Here is a 17,912-nt window from a genome sequence, read left to right as displayed (position 1 = left end):
CAGTTGGGCTTAGCGTTTTGCCCAGCTTGCCGCCTGATGGCCCGCCAGGGTACCAAAGACAATAATATCCGCCACCGCGTTACCGCCGATGCGGTTGCCGCCGTGAATACCACCGGCCACTTCACCCGCCGCGAACGCGCCAGGGATAACCTGATGCTGTTTATCCAGCACTTCGGTTTCGGCGTTGATGGTCACGCCGCCCATGGTGTGGTGCACCCCAGGGGCGATGCGGATGGCGTGGAACGGGCCATCTTTAATCGGGTTGCGCAGCGCGGTTTTACGGCCAAAATCTTCGTCGTACTGATTTTCCACGAAGCCGTTGTAACGCTCAAGCGTGGCGAGGAAGGTGTGGTAATCCATTCCCAGTTTCTCCGCCAGTTCGCGAGGCCCTTCGGCGCTGACCACAAAGCCTTTGGCGATGTACTCATCTGCCGCTTTGTTTTTAGTGCGAACGTTCTCGTCGAACACGATGTAAGCGTATTTCTCCGGCAGCGCGATAATCTGCGCCGACACTTTATCGCGGGTTTCCATTTCGTTGAAGAAGCGGCTGCCTTTTTGGTTCACAAGGATGGCACCGCCGCCGCGAATGGACTCGGAAATCAGGTACGAGGTGGTTTGCTCCACGGTTGGGTGAATCTGTATTTCGCCCATATCCACGGTGCCTGCGCCCAGTTTTTCCAGCAGCGCGATACCGCCGCCCGTGGCGCCTTTGTGGTTAGTGGTGACAAAGCCTTCCAGATCCGGGCGATATTTCACCACCATCGAGCTGTTGGCGCTGAAGCCGCCGGTCGCCACGATCACGCTTTTCGCGTGGATGGTCAGCGCTTCGTTTTCGTCCGTCAGCAGCGCCACGCCGCTGACTGCGCCCTGGTCAAACAGGATTTCCGTTACCGCCGTTTCCATCAGCACGTCGATGCTGCGTTTGTTGATGTTACGCAGCAGGCCGCTGATCAGGTAGCCGCCGACCGCCGATCCGTCACGTGGGCGGTGGGTGCGGTCAATGCTCATCCCGCCGGTGGTGGTGATGTCGTTCAGCATGATGCCGCGATCCGCCAGCCACTCAATGGCCTGCGGGGCGTTTTCCACAAAGCGGTGCAGCAGCTCTGGGTTATTTTTGTTGTAGCCGCCTTTCAGGGTTTCGGCATAGAACAGCTCTTTGCTGTCGAAGATACCTTTGACGCGCTGGAAGCGGGTTTCCGCCGCGTTCATCCCGGCAGATGCCTTAACGGTGTTCCCGCCGATGGACGGCATTTTCTCAACGATCAGCACGCTGGCACCTTCGTCGTGGGCCTGAATCGCCGCCGCCAGACCGGCACCGCCGCTGCCGACCACAACCACGTCGTAGCTCTGCGGGGCGCTAACGCCGCCGCTTTCTTCAAACGCCTGCTGCTTGCTGGATTTCACCATCGCTTTAGAAACGGCTTTTTTCACCGCTTCGCTCTGGGAAGTCGCGCCGGAAATGGCATCCACAAACGGCGAGTTGGCGGTCAGGATACGGGTACGAATTTCTTCGAAGTTAGTGGTGAACTCCACGTCGTCCTGCGGGCCAGCGGCCAGCGCGATATCGGCGATGCGATCGCTGTCGAGGCTGACGTTAATCACCAGTTGGTTGACGTCATCGCTGACGGTTTCTTCGAAGATCCCCGGTTTAAATTTAGAGGCTCCGCCCATGCTCATGTCACGGATCATCGCCTCGACCAGCGAGAAGCGCCACAGCGGCTCAGGGATGGTCAATTCTTCGCGTTTGGTGCTGTCGATAAACAGATCCAGCACTTCGCCGTTGGCGATGCGGGCAGTCCAGTCCGGGTAGGCAATGCAGGCGCGGCCTACGGCCACCAGGTCATACCCGTGCTCCAGCGCGGTTTCCACGTCGGAAGCATTCACGATGCCGCCCACGCCCATCACCGGGATCTGCGCCAGCGCGTCGGAGCGCATTGCACAGTATTTGTTGATCAGCGGCGTCGGGTCGGTGGTGTCGTTAATGGACGGACGCAGCGAGTAACCCAGAGAGAAGTGCAGGTAGTCCAGGCCTCGCTCGGCCAGTTTTTCCAGCAGGTACATGGTGTCGTCGAAACGAATCCCAGGCACTTCAAGCTCTTCCGGGGAGAAACGGTAGCCGATGATGAATGCATCGTCAGCAAACTGACGCACCATCTGATGGGTGATATCCAGCACGGCAAGCGGGAACTTAGCGCGGTTGTCGCGGCTGCCGCCCCATTCGTCATCACGCTGGTTTGAGTTCGGGGAGTAGAACTGTTGAATCAGATAGGTGTTCGCGCCGTGGATTTCCACACCGTCGAAACCAGCCTGAATGGCGCGGCGAACGGCCTCACCAAATTTAGTCACCATGCCCGCCACTTCTTCTGTGGTCAGGGCACGCGGTGTTGCAGCACCGTCGCGTGGTGCGGCCAGCGCGCTTGGGCCAACCGGCGTGCGGCCACCGATGAGTTTAGGGTCGACCATGCGGCCGCCGTGGTAAATCTGCAGCAGGGCTCTGGAGCCTTCAGCTTTAATCGCGGCGGCGATTTTCGCCAGGCCAGCAATTTTTTCGTCGGTGTCTATCCCGATAGCGCCAGGGAAGGCCAGGCCTAAATCGTCAATAAAGCAGCATTCCACCACGATGGTACCGATGCTCCCGGCGCGGACGCGGTAGTACTCCACCAGCTCTTCGGTCACGGTGCCATCAAAATACCCGGTACAGGTAGTCATCGGTGCCATTAGCAGACGATTTTTTAACGCCGTACCGTTAGGTAAAGTAAATGGGCTTAACATGTTTTTGTCGGTGCTCATAATGTCGACTCCAAACTTTAAAATTTAAAACTGAGAATTCGGTTGCTGGCACTATTTTCGTTCTGGTTATTGGCCATTTCGCATGTCAACAATATAAGACTATTTTTAGTTACCAAACTATTTACGTTAGTTTAAAAACTATTGAAGAACCGTAATAACACAATTACCCACAACGTGTTATTAATTAAAATATAAAAGATAACAGCTTATTAAATTAATATAACATTTTAGTTACCTACCAGATGCACGCCGTGAACACGCGCCAGACCATGCGGTAAGCGGAATCGAGTCAGCAAAAAACATCAAAAATGACCTGAGCGCCGCTTTTTTAATGATCAAACTGATAACTTTTCGCCGTAAATAACCCTGCTAAAACACGAACTATTATTTTTTACGAAAAGAATAACCAGAATCTGTTTTTTTGATCTCGATCAATTGTCATATACCCCGAAAGCGCAATATATAACTATCCATAAAATTTAATTCACCGCCGATAAAAAGCGATGAATACCTATTTCCGCAACCGCTAACCAAGAGCGTTTAATTAATAAAGTAAGTTTAAAAACTAAAGTAAGCGGAAATATAAAACGAATCCTTAACTCCTTATAACGGTGTCATTATGAGTGTAATAACCACCAATCTACCGCCGCTCAAAGAGAGCAATAAAAAAGCAGGCAACAACAAACGTTGGCTGATGATGGCCCTGCCCATCATTGTGGCGCTGTTGCTGATGCTGGTTCCGGTCCCGGACGGCCTGCCGCCGTACGCCTGGCACTTCTTCGCTGTCTTCGTCGGCGTTATCGTCGGGCTTATCTTCGAACCGCTGCCGGGCGCCGTTATCGGCCTGACCGGGATCGTCGTCATTTCGCTCGGCAGTCAGTGGCTGCTGTTCAGCCCGGAGCAAATGGCCGACCCGAAATTCAAGCTGGCGGGAGCCTCCTTTAAATGGGCGGTCAGCGGCTTCGGGAACTCCACCGTCTGGCTTATCTTCGGCGCATTTATGTTTGCTGCCGGTTACGATAAGACCCAGTTTGGCCGCCGACTGGCGCTGATTCTGGTGAAATACCTTGGCCGCCGCAGCCTGACGCTGGGCTACGCCATTGCTTTCGCCGACCTGCTGCTGGCACCGTTTACCCCGTCCAACACCGCACGCAGCGGCGGGACCATCTACCCGATTATCGCTAACCTGCCGCCGCTGTATGGCTCAAAACCTAACGACCCAAGCGCGCGTAAAATCGGTTCTTACCTGATGTGGGTGGCTATCACCGCAGCCTGTATCACCAGCTCAATGTTCCTCTCTGCGCTGGCCCCTAACCTGCTGGCACTGGCTTTGGTGAAAAGCATCGTTGGCATCAACATCTCCTGGGGCATGTGGTTCCTCGCCTTCCTGCCGCTGGGCCTGCTGTTACTGCTGACCATGCCGCTGCTGGCTTACTGGCTCTACCCGCCTGAAGTGAAAGTGAACGACGAAGTGCCAAAATGGGCGAGCCGTGAACTGGAAAAACTGGGCAAACTGTCCCGCAACGAAATCCTGCTGCTGGTGTTCGTCTGCTCCGCGCTGGTGATGTGGATCTTCGCGGCAAGCTGGATTGAACCTGCGCTTGCGGCCCTGCTGGTTATCGTGCTGATGCTGTGGACCGGCGTTCTGAACTGGAACGACATCACCAATAACAAAGCGGCGTGGAACACCTTCGTCTGGTTCGCCACCCTGGTTGCCCTGGCCGATGGCCTGTCTTCTACCGGCTTCATCTCCTGGCTGGGTAAAGAAGGCGGCGCGCTGATGACCGGTATCGCCCCAGGCACCGCGACCATTGTCCTGCTGCTGGCGTTCTACCTGCTGCACTACCTGTTTGCGAGCACCACCGCGCACACCACCGCGCTGCTGCCAGCGATGCTGACCATCGCCTCCACCATTCCGGGCATGAATATGGAAGTGTTCTGTCTGCTGATGGTGACCTCGCTGGGTATCATGGGCATCATCACTCCATACGGCACCGGCCCAAGCCCTATCTACTACGGTAGCGGCTACCTGCCAACTAAAGATTACTGGCGCCTGGGCACCATCTTCGGTGGCCTGTTCCTGGCCGCGCTGCTGGTGATTGGTTATCCGTGGATGTCCCTGATGTTCTGATTTAAAGCCGCTGGAGGGCAACCTCCGGCGGTTTATTTTTATGGAGTAACGAGCTATGTCGAACAAACCTTTTGTTTACCAAAATCCCTTCCCGCTGGCGCATGACGACACCGAATATTACCTGTTAACCCGCGACCACGTTTCCGTCAGCGAATTTGAAGGCCAGTCCATCCTTAAAGTTGAGCCACAGGCGCTGACCCTGCTCGCTCAGCAGGCGTTTCATGATGCGGCGTTTATGCTGCGTCCGGCGCACCAGCAGCAGGTGGCGGATATCCTGAGCGACCCAGAAGCCAGCGAAAACGATAAGTACGTCGCGCTGCAGTTCCTGCGTAACTCAGACATCTCGGCCAAGGGCATTCTGCCGACCTGCCAGGATACCGGCACCGCCATCATCATGGGCAAAAAAGGCCAGCGCGTCTGGACCGGCGGTGGCGATGAAGCGGCGCTGTCTCAGGGCGTGTACAACACCTACATCGAAGATAACCTGCGCTACTCCCAGAACGCCGCGCTGGATATGTACAAAGAGGTGAACACCGGCACCAACCTGCCTGCACAAATTGACCTCTACAGCGTGGACGGCGATGAATACAAATTCCTGTGCGTCGCCAAAGGCGGCGGTTCCGCCAACAAAACCTATCTGTATCAGGAAACTAAAGCACTGATCACCCCGGCGAAGCTTAAAAATTACCTGGTTGAGAAGATGCGCACGCTGGGCACCGCGGCCTGTCCGCCGTATCACGTCGCGTTTGTGATTGGCGGCACCTCCGCAGAATCCACGCTGAAAACCGTGAAGCTGGCGTCGACCCACTACTACGACGGCCTGCCAACCGAAGGTAACGAGCACGGCCAGGCGTTCCGCGACGTGCAGCTTGAGCAAGAGCTGCTGAAAGAAGCGCAGGAGCTTGGCCTGGGCGCGCAGTTCGGCGGCAAATACTTCGCCCACGATATCCGCGTCGTTCGTCTGCCACGCCACGGCGCATCCTGCCCAATCGGCATGGGCGTCTCCTGCTCCGCCGACCGCAACATCAAGGCGAAAATCAACAAAGACGGCATCTGGATTGAGAAGCTGGAAAGCAATCCGGGCAAATACATCCCGGAAGAGCTGCGCCAGGCCGGAGAAGGCGAAGCGGTGAAAGTGAACCTGAACCGCCCGATGAAAGAGATCCTCGCGCAGCTGTCCGACTTCCCGGTGTCCACTCGCCTGTCGCTTAGCGGCACCATCATCGTGGCACGCGACATCGCCCACGCGAAGCTGAAAGAACGCCTCGATAACGGCGAAGCGTTGCCGCAGTACGTGAAAGATCACCCGATCTACTACGCTGGCCCGGCTAAAACGCCGGAAGGTTACGCTTCCGGTTCCCTGGGCCCAACAACGGCAGGCCGCATGGACTCCTACGTGGACCAGCTGCAGGCCAACGGCGGCAGCATGATCATGCTGGCCAAAGGCAACCGCAGCAAGCCAGTGACCGACGCCTGCCACAAACACGGCGGCTTCTACCTCGGCAGCATCGGTGGCCCGGCGGCGGTGCTGGCGCAAAACAGCATCAAGAGCCTTGAACTGGTGGAATACCCTGAGCTGGGTATGGAAGCTATCTGGAAAATCGAAGTGGAAGACTTCCCGGCGTTTATCCTGGTGGATGACAAAGGCAACGACTTCTTCCAGCAGATCCAGAACAAACAGTGCGCAGGCTGTAACAAGCACTGATTTCAGTGAATACGGATAATAAGGCGGGCGCTACGGTGCCCGCTTTTTTTTGCCCCAAAGTTACCCCATACTGAGGCCACATTTCAGCCAACGCCAACGCAAGGACTTCACATGTTAAGGATAATCAGCTGGCTACTGCTCACGCTGCTTAGCTGTGCGGGACTTGGCGCCTGGTTTTTACAGCAGCAGTACGAAGATAAATCCGCCGACTTCCGCATTCTTTACCGCGAAATCACGGTTAAGCTGTCCCAGCACGATGCCATCATTCCTCTGCTGCCCGTCAGCCAAAACGCCGTTGAGGTGCAGCACATTCTGCCGCAGATCGTCGAGTGGCGACGGCATGACAACCCGGAGCCTCGCCTGGCGATTGTGCCAGAAGCCAATGGCCGCTACTGGCTGAACCGCCCTAACCTCTCGCTGCTGATCGATCTCCCGACGCTGCTCGACACGCTGGGCGAGAAAAAGACGTTTCAACACCTCAGCATCAGCTGGAATAACACTCTTCTTTGCGAACAGGGCACCGCCAACAAGGGTTACTGGCAGTGGGATAAAACCGTCGCCAGCCCGACGCAGCCGTTTTTAGTTTCGGCCAGCGACAGCCCGGCATGGGCGAAACTGCCCTGGTGGCTGATAGCATCCCCGGCGCTGTTTTGGGCGCTGGCGATCTACTTGCTGACGCAATATCAGGCCAACAAACGCCGCCGGGACATTGCCGACCTGCGCGCCCGCTACGCCGAACTGACGCGTCTCAATACCATGGGAGAATTGGCGGCCGGCATGGTGCACGAGCTGAACCAGCCGCTGAGCGCCATCATGAGCTATAACCAGGCAGCAGTACGGCTGATTAAACAGGATAATCCGGCTCAGGTACCAGAACTGCTGGACGCCGCCGTGCTGCAGATAAAGCGCATCGACGGCCTGCTTAGCCAATTTCGCCAGAAGCTCACCAGCGAACGCGCCGAGCACCAGCGGGTCGATCTCCCGTCGCTCTGGCAGCGCGTGTGCAAACTGTTGGATAACGAACTGAGCCACAGCAAAATCCGCGTCACCAGCCATTTTGCCGACGACCTGCCGCCGCTCATCGCCCCGCCGCTGTGGGTTGAGCAAATCCTGCATAACATCGCCAGCAACGCGATTCAGGCACAAACCAACGGCGCAGGCTGGGTACACCTGGAGGCAAGCTCGGATAATAACGGCATCGCGCTGACGGTAACCGACGGCGGGCCGGGGCTTTCTCCTGAGGCGCTGGAACAGGTCTTTATTCCGTTCTTCACCACCCGAGCGCAGGGCGTCGGGCTGGGGATGGCGCTCGCCGACACGCTGGTACAGCGCCTGAACGGCACCATTGAGGCCGGCAACACATCAGCGGGCGGAGCCTGCTTCCGCCTGTCGTTCCCGCTTAAGGATGAGGAGAAATAATGGCACCATGTATCTGGCTGATTGACGATGACGCCGCCATTCGTGACTCGCTGAGTCTGCTGCTTGCCACCGTCGGTTGGCAAACCCAGGCTTTTGACAGCGCCCAGGCGTTTCAGCAAAACGCCGGTGACTTAAGCCAGCTCGACGGCTGTATGCTGCTCGATATCCGCATGCCAGGGAAAACCGGGCTGACGCTGCTGGAGGAGTGGACGCAGCAGGGCCTGGCGCTGCCGGTGATTATCATGACCGGACACGGCAACATCGATTTATGCCGGCGCGCCTTTAAGAACGGTGCCTTTGAGTTCCTGACCAAGCCGGTTGATGCCGATCTGCTGTTCGAGGTCGTGGGTACCGCAATGGAACAACAGAAAGCGAAAGTTGAAGCCCGGCAGCAATGGCAGCCGCTACAGGAAAAGCTGGCCACGCTTACCGCGCGGGAAAAAGAGATGCTGAAGCAGCTTATTCAGGGCTATTCCAGTAAGGAGATCGCGCAGCTGTGTTCGCTGTCGCCGCGCACCGTGGAAGCGCACCGCGCCAATATTTTCTCCAAACTGGAAGTCAACTCGCTGCCCAAACTGCTGAAAACCTACGGCGACATCACCAGAGAGACTAAGTAAAACTACCTGGAAAGTTAGGTGTTCGCGCCAATTTCCCGCTATCTCCGCGTTGCATAGTATTGCCCCATAGCCAACAACTCTGGAGCAACATCATGAAACGTCTTCTGTTAAGTACCCTGCTGCTGGGCGGTCTTGTCTCCACGGCCAGCGCCGCCACCGGCGTACTGAGCCAGAAAAACATCTCCCTCGACCTCGCCGATAAGCTGGCGCAAAACGTCCTTCAGGCCTGTGCCAAAGACAACTACAACGTGGCGGTCACCGTGGTCGATCGTTCAGGCACGCCGCTGGTGATGAAGCGCATGGACAACGCCGGGCCGCATACCATGGAAGCCAGCCGCATGAAGGCCTTCACCTCGCTGACCACCAAAAACCCAACCGACAACGTGATGAAGGGTTCCCAGTCCAATGCGGGCGCGGCCAACCTGCGTGATATTCCAGGCTTCCTGCTGCTGGCGGGCGGCGTGCCGGTGAAGTCGGGTGAACAGGTGATTGGCGCGGTCGGCGTCGGCGGCGCACCGGGCGGCCATCTGGATCAGGCCTGTGCCCTGGCAGGCTTAAACAATATTGAGAAAGAACTGAACGCGGGATAACACCACAAGGAGCAGGACATGCATGACAAGAAAAGCTTACTAACGCTGGCGCTTCTGCTGAGCGCAGGCCATGCCGCCGCAGCCACCAGCGATGAAGGCTACTACGCTTCGGCGAAATATGTACACAGCGAGCAGCGCGCCAGTGACCAGGACACCAGCAGCCGTCCCGGCGTCGGCCAGTTTGTTGGCGGTAAAGAGAAAGACAGGCTCGGCGGCGCGTCACTGGCGGCTGGCTACCAGTACGGCAACGGCTGGCGCACCGAAGGAGAATACACTTTCCGCCAGAAAACTGAATTTACCAGCGGCTCAACCGCCTTCCCGACCAGCCTGAACCACCTGAAGCTGAACACCGAGCGGCTGATGCTGAACGTCTATCGCGATTACGACATTGGCTATGGCGTGTCGCTGTTTGGCACCGCTGGCTTAGGTATTGCGAAAGTGAAGGCCGGCGGCTGGCAGGGCAACGCCGCCCGTGAATACGCCGACAGCACGCAAAACAATCTCGCTTATTCGTTGGGCGCGGGCATCAGCTACTCACCGATCGCTCGCCTGAGTTTCGACGTGGGCTATCGCTACGTGGATATGGGGAAAGTGGAAAGCGGCTATAACACCTTCGGGAACGTGCGTGGCCTGAAGGATGAGCAGATGAAAGCTCGCCTGGCCTCCAGCGAGTTCACTCTGGGTGCTCGCTACCTGTTCTAACAATAAGGCGGCCACCGGGCCGCCCTTTTACATTGTTAGTGATGCAGCATCTCGTCCACAACCTGCGCTTTGGTCATGTTGTACGGGTAATACGTCGGCCAGTTGTCCATCTCTTTCAGCAAAGCATCTTGTGATTCGCTCCCCATAAAGATATGGAAATGCTGCGACTGGCGCGGGGCGATGATGTGGTCGCTAAACTGCACGAACTTTGGCGCTTTGGACTGCGCATCTTTGCACTCAAACAGGTAGCGAACGCCCTTCTTTCCCGAGGCATAGGTCAGGATTTTATGCCCGGCGTAGTCGTAATGACAGCTTTGCACCGCTTTGCCGACGTGAAACTCGATGACATTATTTTCAATCCCTATCATCTCCACGTCAGTCGCATAGCCCTTTTGATAATACGCCCGATACTCCGCCACGCTTTTGCCGCTCTTTTTGGCTTTTTTCTCCAGCACCGGATCGAGGTCGCCGCTGAGCAGCAGGGGATTGACCGACTGCCAGATCCCGTCCCAGTCGGACAGCGCGCGATCTTTCACGTTAACGTCGTCAAAGATCCCTTCGCTCGCCTTTTGTTCCACTTCCGTGAGCGGTTTGCCGTGATGGTGGCCGTGCGCCAGCGCCTGATGGCTCGCCAGTAACACGCCCATGCCCAGAATAAACGCCGATTTTTTCATGATCATACTGTTCCCCTGTGTATTCCTTACACGAAAAAGAAAACGTTATAACATAACAAATCACGAAATCAACTACAGCCTGCGGTGAGCGTGCCCGGCGCCTGCCGAAGACGCACTCTTTCGCTGTAAAGCGCCAGCAGCATACCGGCCAGGCAAAGCGCGCCCATCAGCAAAAATATCCCTCTGTCCAGCCCGGCCATCAGCCCTAAAGAGAACACCATTGGCCCCAGGCTACTGCCCAGTGAGGAGAGATTTTGTGCCCCATAATAGCTGGCCTTCAGCGCCTCAGGCGCGATGTCGTCGATGTAGATGTATTCACTGGGGATCAGAATAATTTCACCCAGGCTGAAAACAAACATCGCCACACACAGCCCCGGCAGCGTATCCAGCTCGCCCATCGCAGTAATGGCGGCCGCCAGCAGGGCAAAGCCCACCACAATCAGTTTAATTAACGGCCTGCGATGCAGCAGCCAGAGGCTGACAGGATATTGAAGCAGTATCACCGTCAGAGAATTACAGCTAATGAGCACCGAAACAAAGCGCATTGCTTCGGGCTTGCCCATGCTGGTTAAGAACCAGAGCGGCAGGTAGTCAGAAAAACGCCCCATCACCACCCACGCAAATACGGTACTCAGGGTAAACCAGATTAAGACACGATCTCTTGCCAGCACGGACAGCGTCTTTAAAAATGATTCAGGCCGGTTGCCTGTGAATGCATTCTTAAAACGAGGCTGGAATAACACCCCCAGCAACGAGCAGACTCCCGCGGCCAAATAGACACTTTCAACATTCGGGGATAATACAAACGTGGTCAATAACGGGCCTGTCGCCCAGGCGACATTAATTAAGGTATAGCGAAGAGAAAATACTTTGGTTCTTTCGCCCTGAGGAACCAAATAGCTCAGGGAAGCCTTAACGCCAATGGCATAAAACGTATTCGCGACCTCGCTCAGGGTCAATACGAACAGCACGCCAGCCAGACTTTCCATCCAGCCAAGCAGCAGCCAGCCAACGGCCATCACCAAACCACAAAGCCTTAAAATAAGCGAGCGTGACAGCCTGTCCAGCCAGTATCCGCCATACACGCCCAGCCCGGAAGAAACCAGCAGCGCGCCGCCGAGCAGAAGTCCCGCAGACTCGAATGAAATATGTAAATTCTTACCGAGCGTAAGTACTAAAACAGGGGCAATCATCGCCCGGGAAATAGAGGATAAAAATGAGGACGCCAGAAGAAAATAAACGGTTAAAACCCGACCTGACATTTTTTTAATTCCGTTGACGGCTAAGGAGGAATTCACTATAGATAAAAAAGAGGAACACAAAAATGGATGAATAAAGGTGAAATTTATTCCTCTTTTTAGAGAAAAGTCATGGTGCTGATCGATAAATTCAACGTGTTATACCGACGCTTCGGGGATGCACCAGCCCAGCCGGGATTAGAGCAACTGGCAGACTTACTGCATTGCAGCGAACGCTATGCCCGTATTCAGCTGACTAAAATGCGCGAGCTGGGCTGGATTGACTGGCAGCCCGGTATCGGGCGAGGAAAACGCTCGACGCTACGGCTGGTGACCAGCCCGGAGCAAATTGAATGGTTACGGCTCAGGGATCTGGTCGCCAAAGGGCAGCTGGAAGCCGCCTTCGCGCACCTGACGTCGCCGCAGAGAAACCGGCTACTTGCCGATCTGAGCAGCCATCTTGGCGTGGTGGGCAAAGAGGTCAGAATCGCCATTCCAACCCTGCCAGCTACCCTGGATCCCCGGCGCATCAAAAACAGGATTGAGTCATATCTGGTCCGGCAAATTTACGACAGGCTCGTGGATTACGATGAAATAAACCAGCGAATCACCGGCGCCCTTGCCCACCACTTCGAAACAAATGCTCAGGCCACGGCCTGGACATTTTGGCTGAGGCCCGGCGTCACGTTTCACACCGGAGAACGCCTGGACGCAAGTATCGTCGCGCAAAGCCTGCTGCGGCTGAAAGAGCCGCCGGGACACTATGCCGGCCTTTTTCAGTCGTTAGATCGTGTTGAAGTTCTGAGCAGCGAGGTACTGACTTGCCATCTCACGCACACCGACTGGCTGTGGCCCCACAAACTGGCGACGGCGACCGCCTCTATCACACTTCCTTCGTCCCGGCACGGACGGCCCATCGGCAGCGGTCCATTCCAAATGGAGCAACAGAGCAAGCAGCGCATTGTGCTGCGGGCCTTCGATCGCTACTACGGCACACGCGCTTTAATTGAAAAAGTTGAGCTTTGGTCCCTGCCGGAATCCCCCGATCCCGTAACAGACATTACCTTTGATCCGGGGGCTGCAACTCAGCAAACCGATGTTCAGAACGGGTGCACCTATCTGATAGTGAGCACCCGCAGTCAGCTCATCCCAGTAGGAGAACGCCAGGCGATACTGGGGTTACTGAGCAACGCGCTTCCACCGGCAAACAACGCGGAACGAACGCCAGCCCTCAGCATTATCCCCGGCTGGGAAAGCCCACGTTCTTTGAGGCAAAATTCGCCGCCAGACATCACCGGCACGCTAAAAATCTACTCTTACGATCTGCCGTGCTTCACTATGCTGTTTGCCCGCCTGCAGCAGGTTCTTACCGCCGCAGGCATAAGAGCTGAACATATCATCCTCGGAAGCGAGGCTTTTCTTCGCCCGGAAGAGTGGCTCAGTGAGGCCGACCTGATCATGGGGAGTGAAATCCTCTACCACCGCGGTGCCTACGACATTTACGAGTGGCTCCACAGCTCAAAGCTGTTGAACGCGGGCATGACTAACACGGAGCACGAACGCCTGCATGACAGGCTCGCGCAGATAAGAACCGATCCCCACGAGCAATCCAGACAGGCAAAGTGCAAAGCGCTGGCGGACTGGCTGATTGCCGAAGGCATCTTGCTGCCTTTGTCCCATGAGCGAGTAGGCTACACGGCAAACCATCGCCTGCACGGCACCGGGCTGGCAGGCTATGGCTGGGTCGACCTCGCCCGCATCTGGATTAAAAATAATGAACTGAGTGTGTCCTGATGTGATACGCGTGGGGCAGAAATAAAAATAACGATCCCCCGAACTTTATACAGGCTCACATACAGGCTTATAGGAATGAAGGGCAAAAATAGAAGACAGCAGGTTAGAAACTCAGCCTCTATCATCCAGACGTTGGGCCATAGATTTAAAACCTGATTCCACCGGGCTAAATACTTCTGCCGAGAATGTATAAGGTGCTGGTCTGCGTGGCGCTGGAAAACGTCTCGTTTGTTAAGTGGCGCATGCCCTGGGCCTCATAAAAGCGCCGGGCGCCTTCGTTCCCTTCCAGAACCTGTAGCCACAGATAATGCTGTTCTCGCCGCTGCGCCAGCCGAAGCATTTCTTCGAAAATCAGCTTGCCGTAGTTTTTCCCCGTCTCACCTGGGGCAAGGTAGAGCTTATTAAGCAGGGCGCCGGAAAACGAATGCTCCGGCACCGGCAGGTTCCAGCTGATTTTGGCAAATCCCACCGGCTTTTCTACCTCAGCAATAAACCAGCTGACCCCAGGGCAGGCCAGGCTCTCGGCCAGCGTCTGCGGAGCGTATTCCTCTTCAATAAAAGCCTGAAGCTCCTCAGCAGAAACCCAGTGTCGCTCAAAGTGATGGCGATAACTTTCGCTCCCCAACGCAGCTAAGAGCGGCACATCTTCCAGCCTTGCTTTACGTATTTTCATACTCATGCCTTTCCCCCAACAAAGAAGATTTTTGCCATCAAAATTTGAATTTAAGCGATAGCGTCTAATAACTTAACCTTAAAGTAGAGCTCAGCGAAGCTTTTCACCTGGAGCTTACTCATTGCTGAACGCTTATGGAGGCTGATCTGCCGAATCGTTATGTTGAGAGAGTCTGCAATCATGGCGGGCCTATAGCCTTTTAACAAAAAGCGAATAACATTTATTTCATCGCAGTCTAAACGGCAGTACGGGCAGGAAGGCACGATACGCTGCCTTTTAGGGTACAGTATTTTCGCAATGGCTGAGTTGATTTTTCCGCCGATCGTATAACAATCATCGCTCAACGAAATAAAATAGATTTCTTCCCTGTACCAAATATCCTGAAGGAAAGTCTTCGCCCGGTCGGAACAAAATATGATCGACGGCGAAGGTATTCGGTGTCGAAACGCGCTGTTATAAAGCGCGTAGGCGTTATTTTCTGTAAAAATAAAAAACGGGATAAAACGCTGTCCGGTGATCCAGATACCCCATTCGGTGTAGTCGAGATGCATTCTTTCTAACAGCGTTAACAATCCGTCCAGATAAAAACATTCCTTTGCAACGATTCTCATATCCGTCATCACCTCAACCCATAAAAAGCATTCGGGCAGGCGCTAACCTGCCCGAATTTAAGGGCTTAGAAATTGTATTTCATACCAAACATCGCCGCAGCGTCGCTGTAGCCCGCATCCCCTATCTGCACGCCGACATTACCCCACAGATTCACCCGGGCGCTGATCTGCCCCTCGAGCCCAACTTTGGCTTCTGCAATATTGGTCGCGCCATTCTGGCCGATGCGAACCTCATCGAGGGTTGTTGCAAAACTGCGCGTGTTGTGCAGCCAGTTCAGCTCAACAAAGGGCTGGAACTCACGCTGCTTATGGCCATCGCGTGCGTGGTGGCTTTTGAGCCAAGTTTTAACCCCTAAGCGGGTCAGCACATTGCCGTCCCCCTCCTGACGGACGCGGGTGCCGTTCTCTTCCTGATGCTTGTCTGCGCGAACGCCCATCCAGACCGCCTGGGCGTGTGGCTGCACAAACCATTCGTTGACGGTACCCTGGCTGCCCCAAAACTGGCCCAGTTTCCAGGCGTAACCTGCTTCCAGCGAGGCGGTTATCCCATGCGACTTATAGGCTTCCGTCGCAAGGCTATCGCCCTTCACTTCGTTATTAAACCAGCCGTACTGAAGCCAGCTGTCCAGCCATGCGCCGGTGCGATCCTCTTCGTTAGCGTACCAGGTGCCGTAGCCGCCAATACTGTAGCCGTCCACCGTGCCTTTCGAACGATAGCCGCTGGATCTATTCTCCGTCGTGCTGCTGTTTTTCCCGTAACCCGCCATAACCCCAACATGCCAGCGGTCGGTGCCGTCCGTGCTCCAGCGAGCCACGTCGCCGCCCATCTGCGTCAGGTAACGGTTACTTTGTGTTTTTAGCTGCCCGCTGCCATCGCGCCAGACATTGTGGCCGCCAACCTGGCGTAGCCAAAGACTGGTCACCTCCCGTTGGCCGGTTAACGCATCAATAAATTGCGTCTCTCCGAGTCGGTCATGCAGGGTCATGATAAACAGGTTATTCGCTGCCGCGAGGTTAGCCGTATAGCTCCCGCCCTCAGGTCGAACGATAGGATCGACTTTCGGTTCGGGTGTAGGTGCAGGATCTGGCTCGGGTGTAGGTTCGGGATCCACCGGGGTAAGCTGGCTGGTGAGATACCAGCTGTCGTTTTTCCGAACCAGATCGTAGTCGTAGGCTCCCGCAACAATACGGCCCGCCTTAACGAAGCTGCCTTGGGACGTTCCCTGCACATCAACCAGTTCGATGCCTTCCACGGTACTGGCCCCGTGTCCCCCCAAATTATTCACGCTAACGTGCGTTGTGCCGGGCAAGACGTCGCCCTGAACTATCAGCTTATTCGCCGGAGAATTATCGTCGCCAAGCACGCTGTTCATCACCATCTGCCCGCCATCACCGGCGTAATCGCCTGCTACGGTAAGCGAGTCAAAATTGTTCTCGTCGGTAAAAACGAGCGTGCCATTATTGGTCAGTTGCCCAACGACAGAGCGGTTATTGATATTCCAGCGGCTGCTCTCGTCGAGCATCAGCGAGGATGCATGGGTCACGGCTCCCGTCAGCACGGAGCCGGATGTCAGATTTACCGCCACGCTATTGGCCGGATCGTCCACCACAATGTCACCTTTCAGCGCGCTGCTGGCGGCATTAAATGTCACCTTGCTGTAGACGTTGTTGACGCCGCTGGCCCCGTCATCATAGTGCTGCACCGACATCAGCTGGCCGTTGCCACCGCTGATGTCGGAATCCTTGACGTTCAGCAGCAGTTCGGTCGCCGTAACGTCAATGGCCCGAGCCTGGGCGGCATTCAGCCCCACATTTTCCAGCGTCACGGTGTTACTGATTGCCGTTGACGATGAGCTGCCATTCACATAGAGGCCGCTCGCGTCCTCTCCTGTGGTAGAAATCGTGCTGTGCCTGACGTCAAGCTCTCCCCCCTGGCTCCAGAGGCCAAAACTTGTTTTTCCCGTGGTTTCGATCTGCACATGGTCCGCTTTGATTTGCGCATTGGGGTAGGCCAGCAGGCCCGGGGCAAGCTCGCCCGACGTCGAGATATGGCTATTTGTTAAGCGGCCTTGCCCACCGCGTGCGGTAAACATGCCCACGCTGCCTTTGCCCGAAGTGGTGACAGACAGGTTATCGCCGGTAATCAGGTATTCGCTGTACAAACCGTGGGCATTATCCCCCAACGTTTCAATGGTACTGCGGGTCATCCGGGCTTCACCCCGCTGGGCATTAACGGCAATAGCGTTATCCCCTTTTGTGGTGATTTTCGCGTTGTTCACTACGACGGAGGAGTCCCTGGATGCCACCCAGACGGCATCGCTGTATGCGCCTTCGGTAGTGAAAGTGCCGCCTTCAATCGCAATTTTTGCGGCTAAATTGGCGTTAACCGCATAGCTGTGATCGCCCTCAGTACTGGCAGAGACGTTATTCAGCGTCAGCTCCCCGGCCATCACCCTGATAGCATCGCCGCCCTGTGTGGCGATCGCCCCATTGGATGCCTGCACCACCGACGTTCCCTGGTTTGCCGTCCAGTAACCGTCCAGTACCAGACCCAGCGCGTTGTCCTGCCCGGTAATGTTAAATTTATCTAATGTTCCAAGGCTGTCATTGGCAAAGTAAACCCCGCTGCCGCCCTTGCCGGTCACGTTGACCTGCAAATCCTGCACGTTGAATTCGCTATTATCTATCCATGCGCCTCCCCCATTCTTTCCGGAACTATTAAGAACCAATTGAGAGGCGGAGACGGTCGCATTATTTCGCGCCTGGACAATAAAATTGCCTGTAACCTCATTATTCAACGTCGTGTTGCTTAGGGTGCTATTACCGCCGTTGATAATAATCGTGTCATTATTGGCCGCCCACGCGGGCGAACAGCCAGCCGCAAGTACGCTTAAAATACACAGCCGTTGGGGCAGTAAGGGGTTTAATCTCCATTTGATGTATATTTTATACTTCATTTTCAATTCCT

Annotated in this window: 13 protein-coding genes; 7 read left to right on the top strand and 6 right to left on the bottom strand. The window is 55.5% G+C overall.

Features of this window, described 5'->3' with window-relative positions; genetic code table 11:
* Positions 1-9: 9 nt before the first annotated feature.
* The gene (locus tag AAIE02_RS00770; protein ID WP_498531809.1) at positions 10-2,790 is read right to left on the bottom strand and encodes a flavocytochrome c; all 2,781 of its coding nucleotides are present in this window, start codon (positions 2,788-2,790) and stop codon (positions 10-12) included.
* Positions 2,791-3,409: 619 nt separating this feature from the next.
* Here AAIE02_RS00770 and AAIE02_RS00765 point away from each other — a divergent pair.
* The 6 genes from AAIE02_RS00765 (at position 3,410) to AAIE02_RS00740 (ending at position 9,954) form a co-directional block, all read left to right on the top strand.
* On the top strand, positions 3,410-4,921 hold the full coding sequence (locus tag AAIE02_RS00765; protein ID WP_008454410.1) for an anion permease: 1,512 nt from the start codon (positions 3,410-3,412) through the stop codon (positions 4,919-4,921).
* Between the two features lie 55 nt (positions 4,922-4,976).
* Positions 4,977-6,626, top strand: a complete 1,650-nt coding sequence (gene fumA, locus AAIE02_RS00760; RefSeq protein WP_008454408.1) for a class I fumarate hydratase FumA — start codon at positions 4,977-4,979, stop codon at positions 6,624-6,626.
* Positions 6,627-6,737: 111 nt separating this feature from the next.
* Entirely contained in the window at positions 6,738-8,045 is a 1,308-nt protein-coding gene (locus AAIE02_RS00755; RefSeq protein ID WP_498531808.1) for a sensor histidine kinase, read from the top strand.
* Entirely contained in the window at positions 8,045-8,662 is a 618-nt protein-coding gene (locus AAIE02_RS00750) for a response regulator transcription factor (protein WP_498531807.1), read from the top strand. The genes AAIE02_RS00755 and AAIE02_RS00750 overlap by 1 nt, the downstream gene beginning before the upstream one ends.
* Positions 8,663-8,754: 92 nt before the next feature.
* Complete coding sequence (locus tag AAIE02_RS00745; RefSeq protein WP_498531806.1) at positions 8,755-9,252, top strand: GlcG/HbpS family heme-binding protein; 498 nt, start codon at positions 8,755-8,757, stop codon at positions 9,250-9,252.
* Positions 9,253-9,270: 18 nt separating this feature from the next.
* Positions 9,271-9,954, top strand: coding sequence for an outer membrane protein (locus AAIE02_RS00740; RefSeq protein ID WP_336708916.1), 684 nt, complete (start codon positions 9,271-9,273; stop codon positions 9,952-9,954).
* Positions 9,955-9,989: 35 nt separating this feature from the next.
* Here AAIE02_RS00740 and zinT read toward each other — a convergent pair whose 3' ends face one another.
* Positions 9,990-10,634, bottom strand: coding sequence for a metal-binding protein ZinT (gene zinT / locus AAIE02_RS00735; protein ID WP_166994334.1), 645 nt, complete (start codon positions 10,632-10,634; stop codon positions 9,990-9,992).
* Between the two features lie 62 nt (positions 10,635-10,696).
* A complete protein-coding gene (locus tag AAIE02_RS00730) occupies positions 10,697-11,890 on the bottom strand; it encodes an MFS transporter (RefSeq protein WP_498531805.1) in 1,194 nt (397 codons plus the stop codon).
* A gap of 108 nt (positions 11,891-11,998) precedes the next feature.
* On the opposite strand from AAIE02_RS00730, the gene AAIE02_RS00725 reads away from it, so the two are divergent.
* Positions 11,999-13,660 (top strand): SgrR family transcriptional regulator, encoded by a 1,662-nt coding sequence (locus AAIE02_RS00725; RefSeq protein WP_498531804.1) that lies wholly within the window; start codon positions 11,999-12,001, stop codon positions 13,658-13,660.
* A gap of 166 nt (positions 13,661-13,826) precedes the next feature.
* On the opposite strand, the gene AAIE02_RS00720 is transcribed toward AAIE02_RS00725, so the two are convergent.
* The 3 genes from AAIE02_RS00720 to AAIE02_RS00710 all read right to left on the bottom strand — a co-directional run bounded on the left by AAIE02_RS00720 (position 13,827) and on the right by AAIE02_RS00710 (position 17,901).
* Positions 13,827-14,333, bottom strand: coding sequence for a GNAT family N-acetyltransferase (locus tag AAIE02_RS00720; RefSeq protein WP_286180278.1), 507 nt, complete (start codon positions 14,331-14,333; stop codon positions 13,827-13,829).
* A 50-nt stretch (positions 14,334-14,383) separates the two neighbouring features.
* Entirely contained in the window at positions 14,384-14,944 is a 561-nt protein-coding gene (locus AAIE02_RS00715) for a helix-turn-helix domain-containing protein (protein WP_008454391.1), read from the bottom strand.
* Positions 14,945-15,009: 65 nt separating this feature from the next.
* Positions 15,010-17,901: an autotransporter outer membrane beta-barrel domain-containing protein gene (locus AAIE02_RS00710; protein WP_498531803.1), complete on the bottom strand. Its 2,892-nt coding sequence runs from the start codon at positions 17,899-17,901 to the stop codon at positions 15,010-15,012.
* Between the last annotated feature and the right edge of the window lie 11 nt (positions 17,902-17,912).

This window comes from Cedecea sp. Ae19-4 (assembly GCF_059801165.1).
Note: the sequence above shows the minus strand (reverse complement) of the source record. Positions and strands in the feature narration are given on the sequence as shown.

What these genes read in the sequence shown, in the direction of transcription:
- AAIE02_RS00720 (WP_286180278.1), bottom strand. Translation starts at nt 14,333, where the DNA reads ATGAAAATACGTAAAGCAAGGCTGGAAGATGTGCCGCTCTTAGCTGCG.
- AAIE02_RS00770 (WP_498531809.1), bottom strand. Translation starts at nt 2,790, where the DNA reads ATGAGCACCGACAAAAACATGTTAAGCCCATTTACTTTACCTAACGGT.
- AAIE02_RS00730 (WP_498531805.1), bottom strand. Translation starts at nt 11,890, where the DNA reads ATGTCAGGTCGGGTTTTAACCGTTTATTTTCTTCTGGCGTCCTCATTT.
- zinT (WP_166994334.1), bottom strand. Translation starts at nt 10,634, where the DNA reads ATGATCATGAAAAAATCGGCGTTTATTCTGGGCATGGGCGTGTTACTG.
- AAIE02_RS00745 (WP_498531806.1), top strand. Translation starts at nt 8,755, where the DNA reads ATGAAACGTCTTCTGTTAAGTACCCTGCTGCTGGGCGGTCTTGTCTCC.
- AAIE02_RS00765 (WP_008454410.1), top strand. Translation starts at nt 3,410, where the DNA reads ATGAGTGTAATAACCACCAATCTACCGCCGCTCAAAGAGAGCAATAAA.
- AAIE02_RS00715 (WP_008454391.1), bottom strand. Translation starts at nt 14,944, where the DNA reads ATGAGAATCGTTGCAAAGGAATGTTTTTATCTGGACGGATTGTTAACG.
- AAIE02_RS00740 (WP_336708916.1), top strand. Translation starts at nt 9,271, where the DNA reads ATGCATGACAAGAAAAGCTTACTAACGCTGGCGCTTCTGCTGAGCGCA.
- AAIE02_RS00755 (WP_498531808.1), top strand. Translation starts at nt 6,738, where the DNA reads ATGTTAAGGATAATCAGCTGGCTACTGCTCACGCTGCTTAGCTGTGCG.
- AAIE02_RS00725 (WP_498531804.1), top strand. Translation starts at nt 11,999, where the DNA reads ATGGTGCTGATCGATAAATTCAACGTGTTATACCGACGCTTCGGGGAT.
- AAIE02_RS00710 (WP_498531803.1), bottom strand. Translation starts at nt 17,901, where the DNA reads ATGAAGTATAAAATATACATCAAATGGAGATTAAACCCCTTACTGCCC.
- fumA (WP_008454408.1), top strand. Translation starts at nt 4,977, where the DNA reads ATGTCGAACAAACCTTTTGTTTACCAAAATCCCTTCCCGCTGGCGCAT.
- AAIE02_RS00750 (WP_498531807.1), top strand. Translation starts at nt 8,045, where the DNA reads ATGGCACCATGTATCTGGCTGATTGACGATGACGCCGCCATTCGTGAC.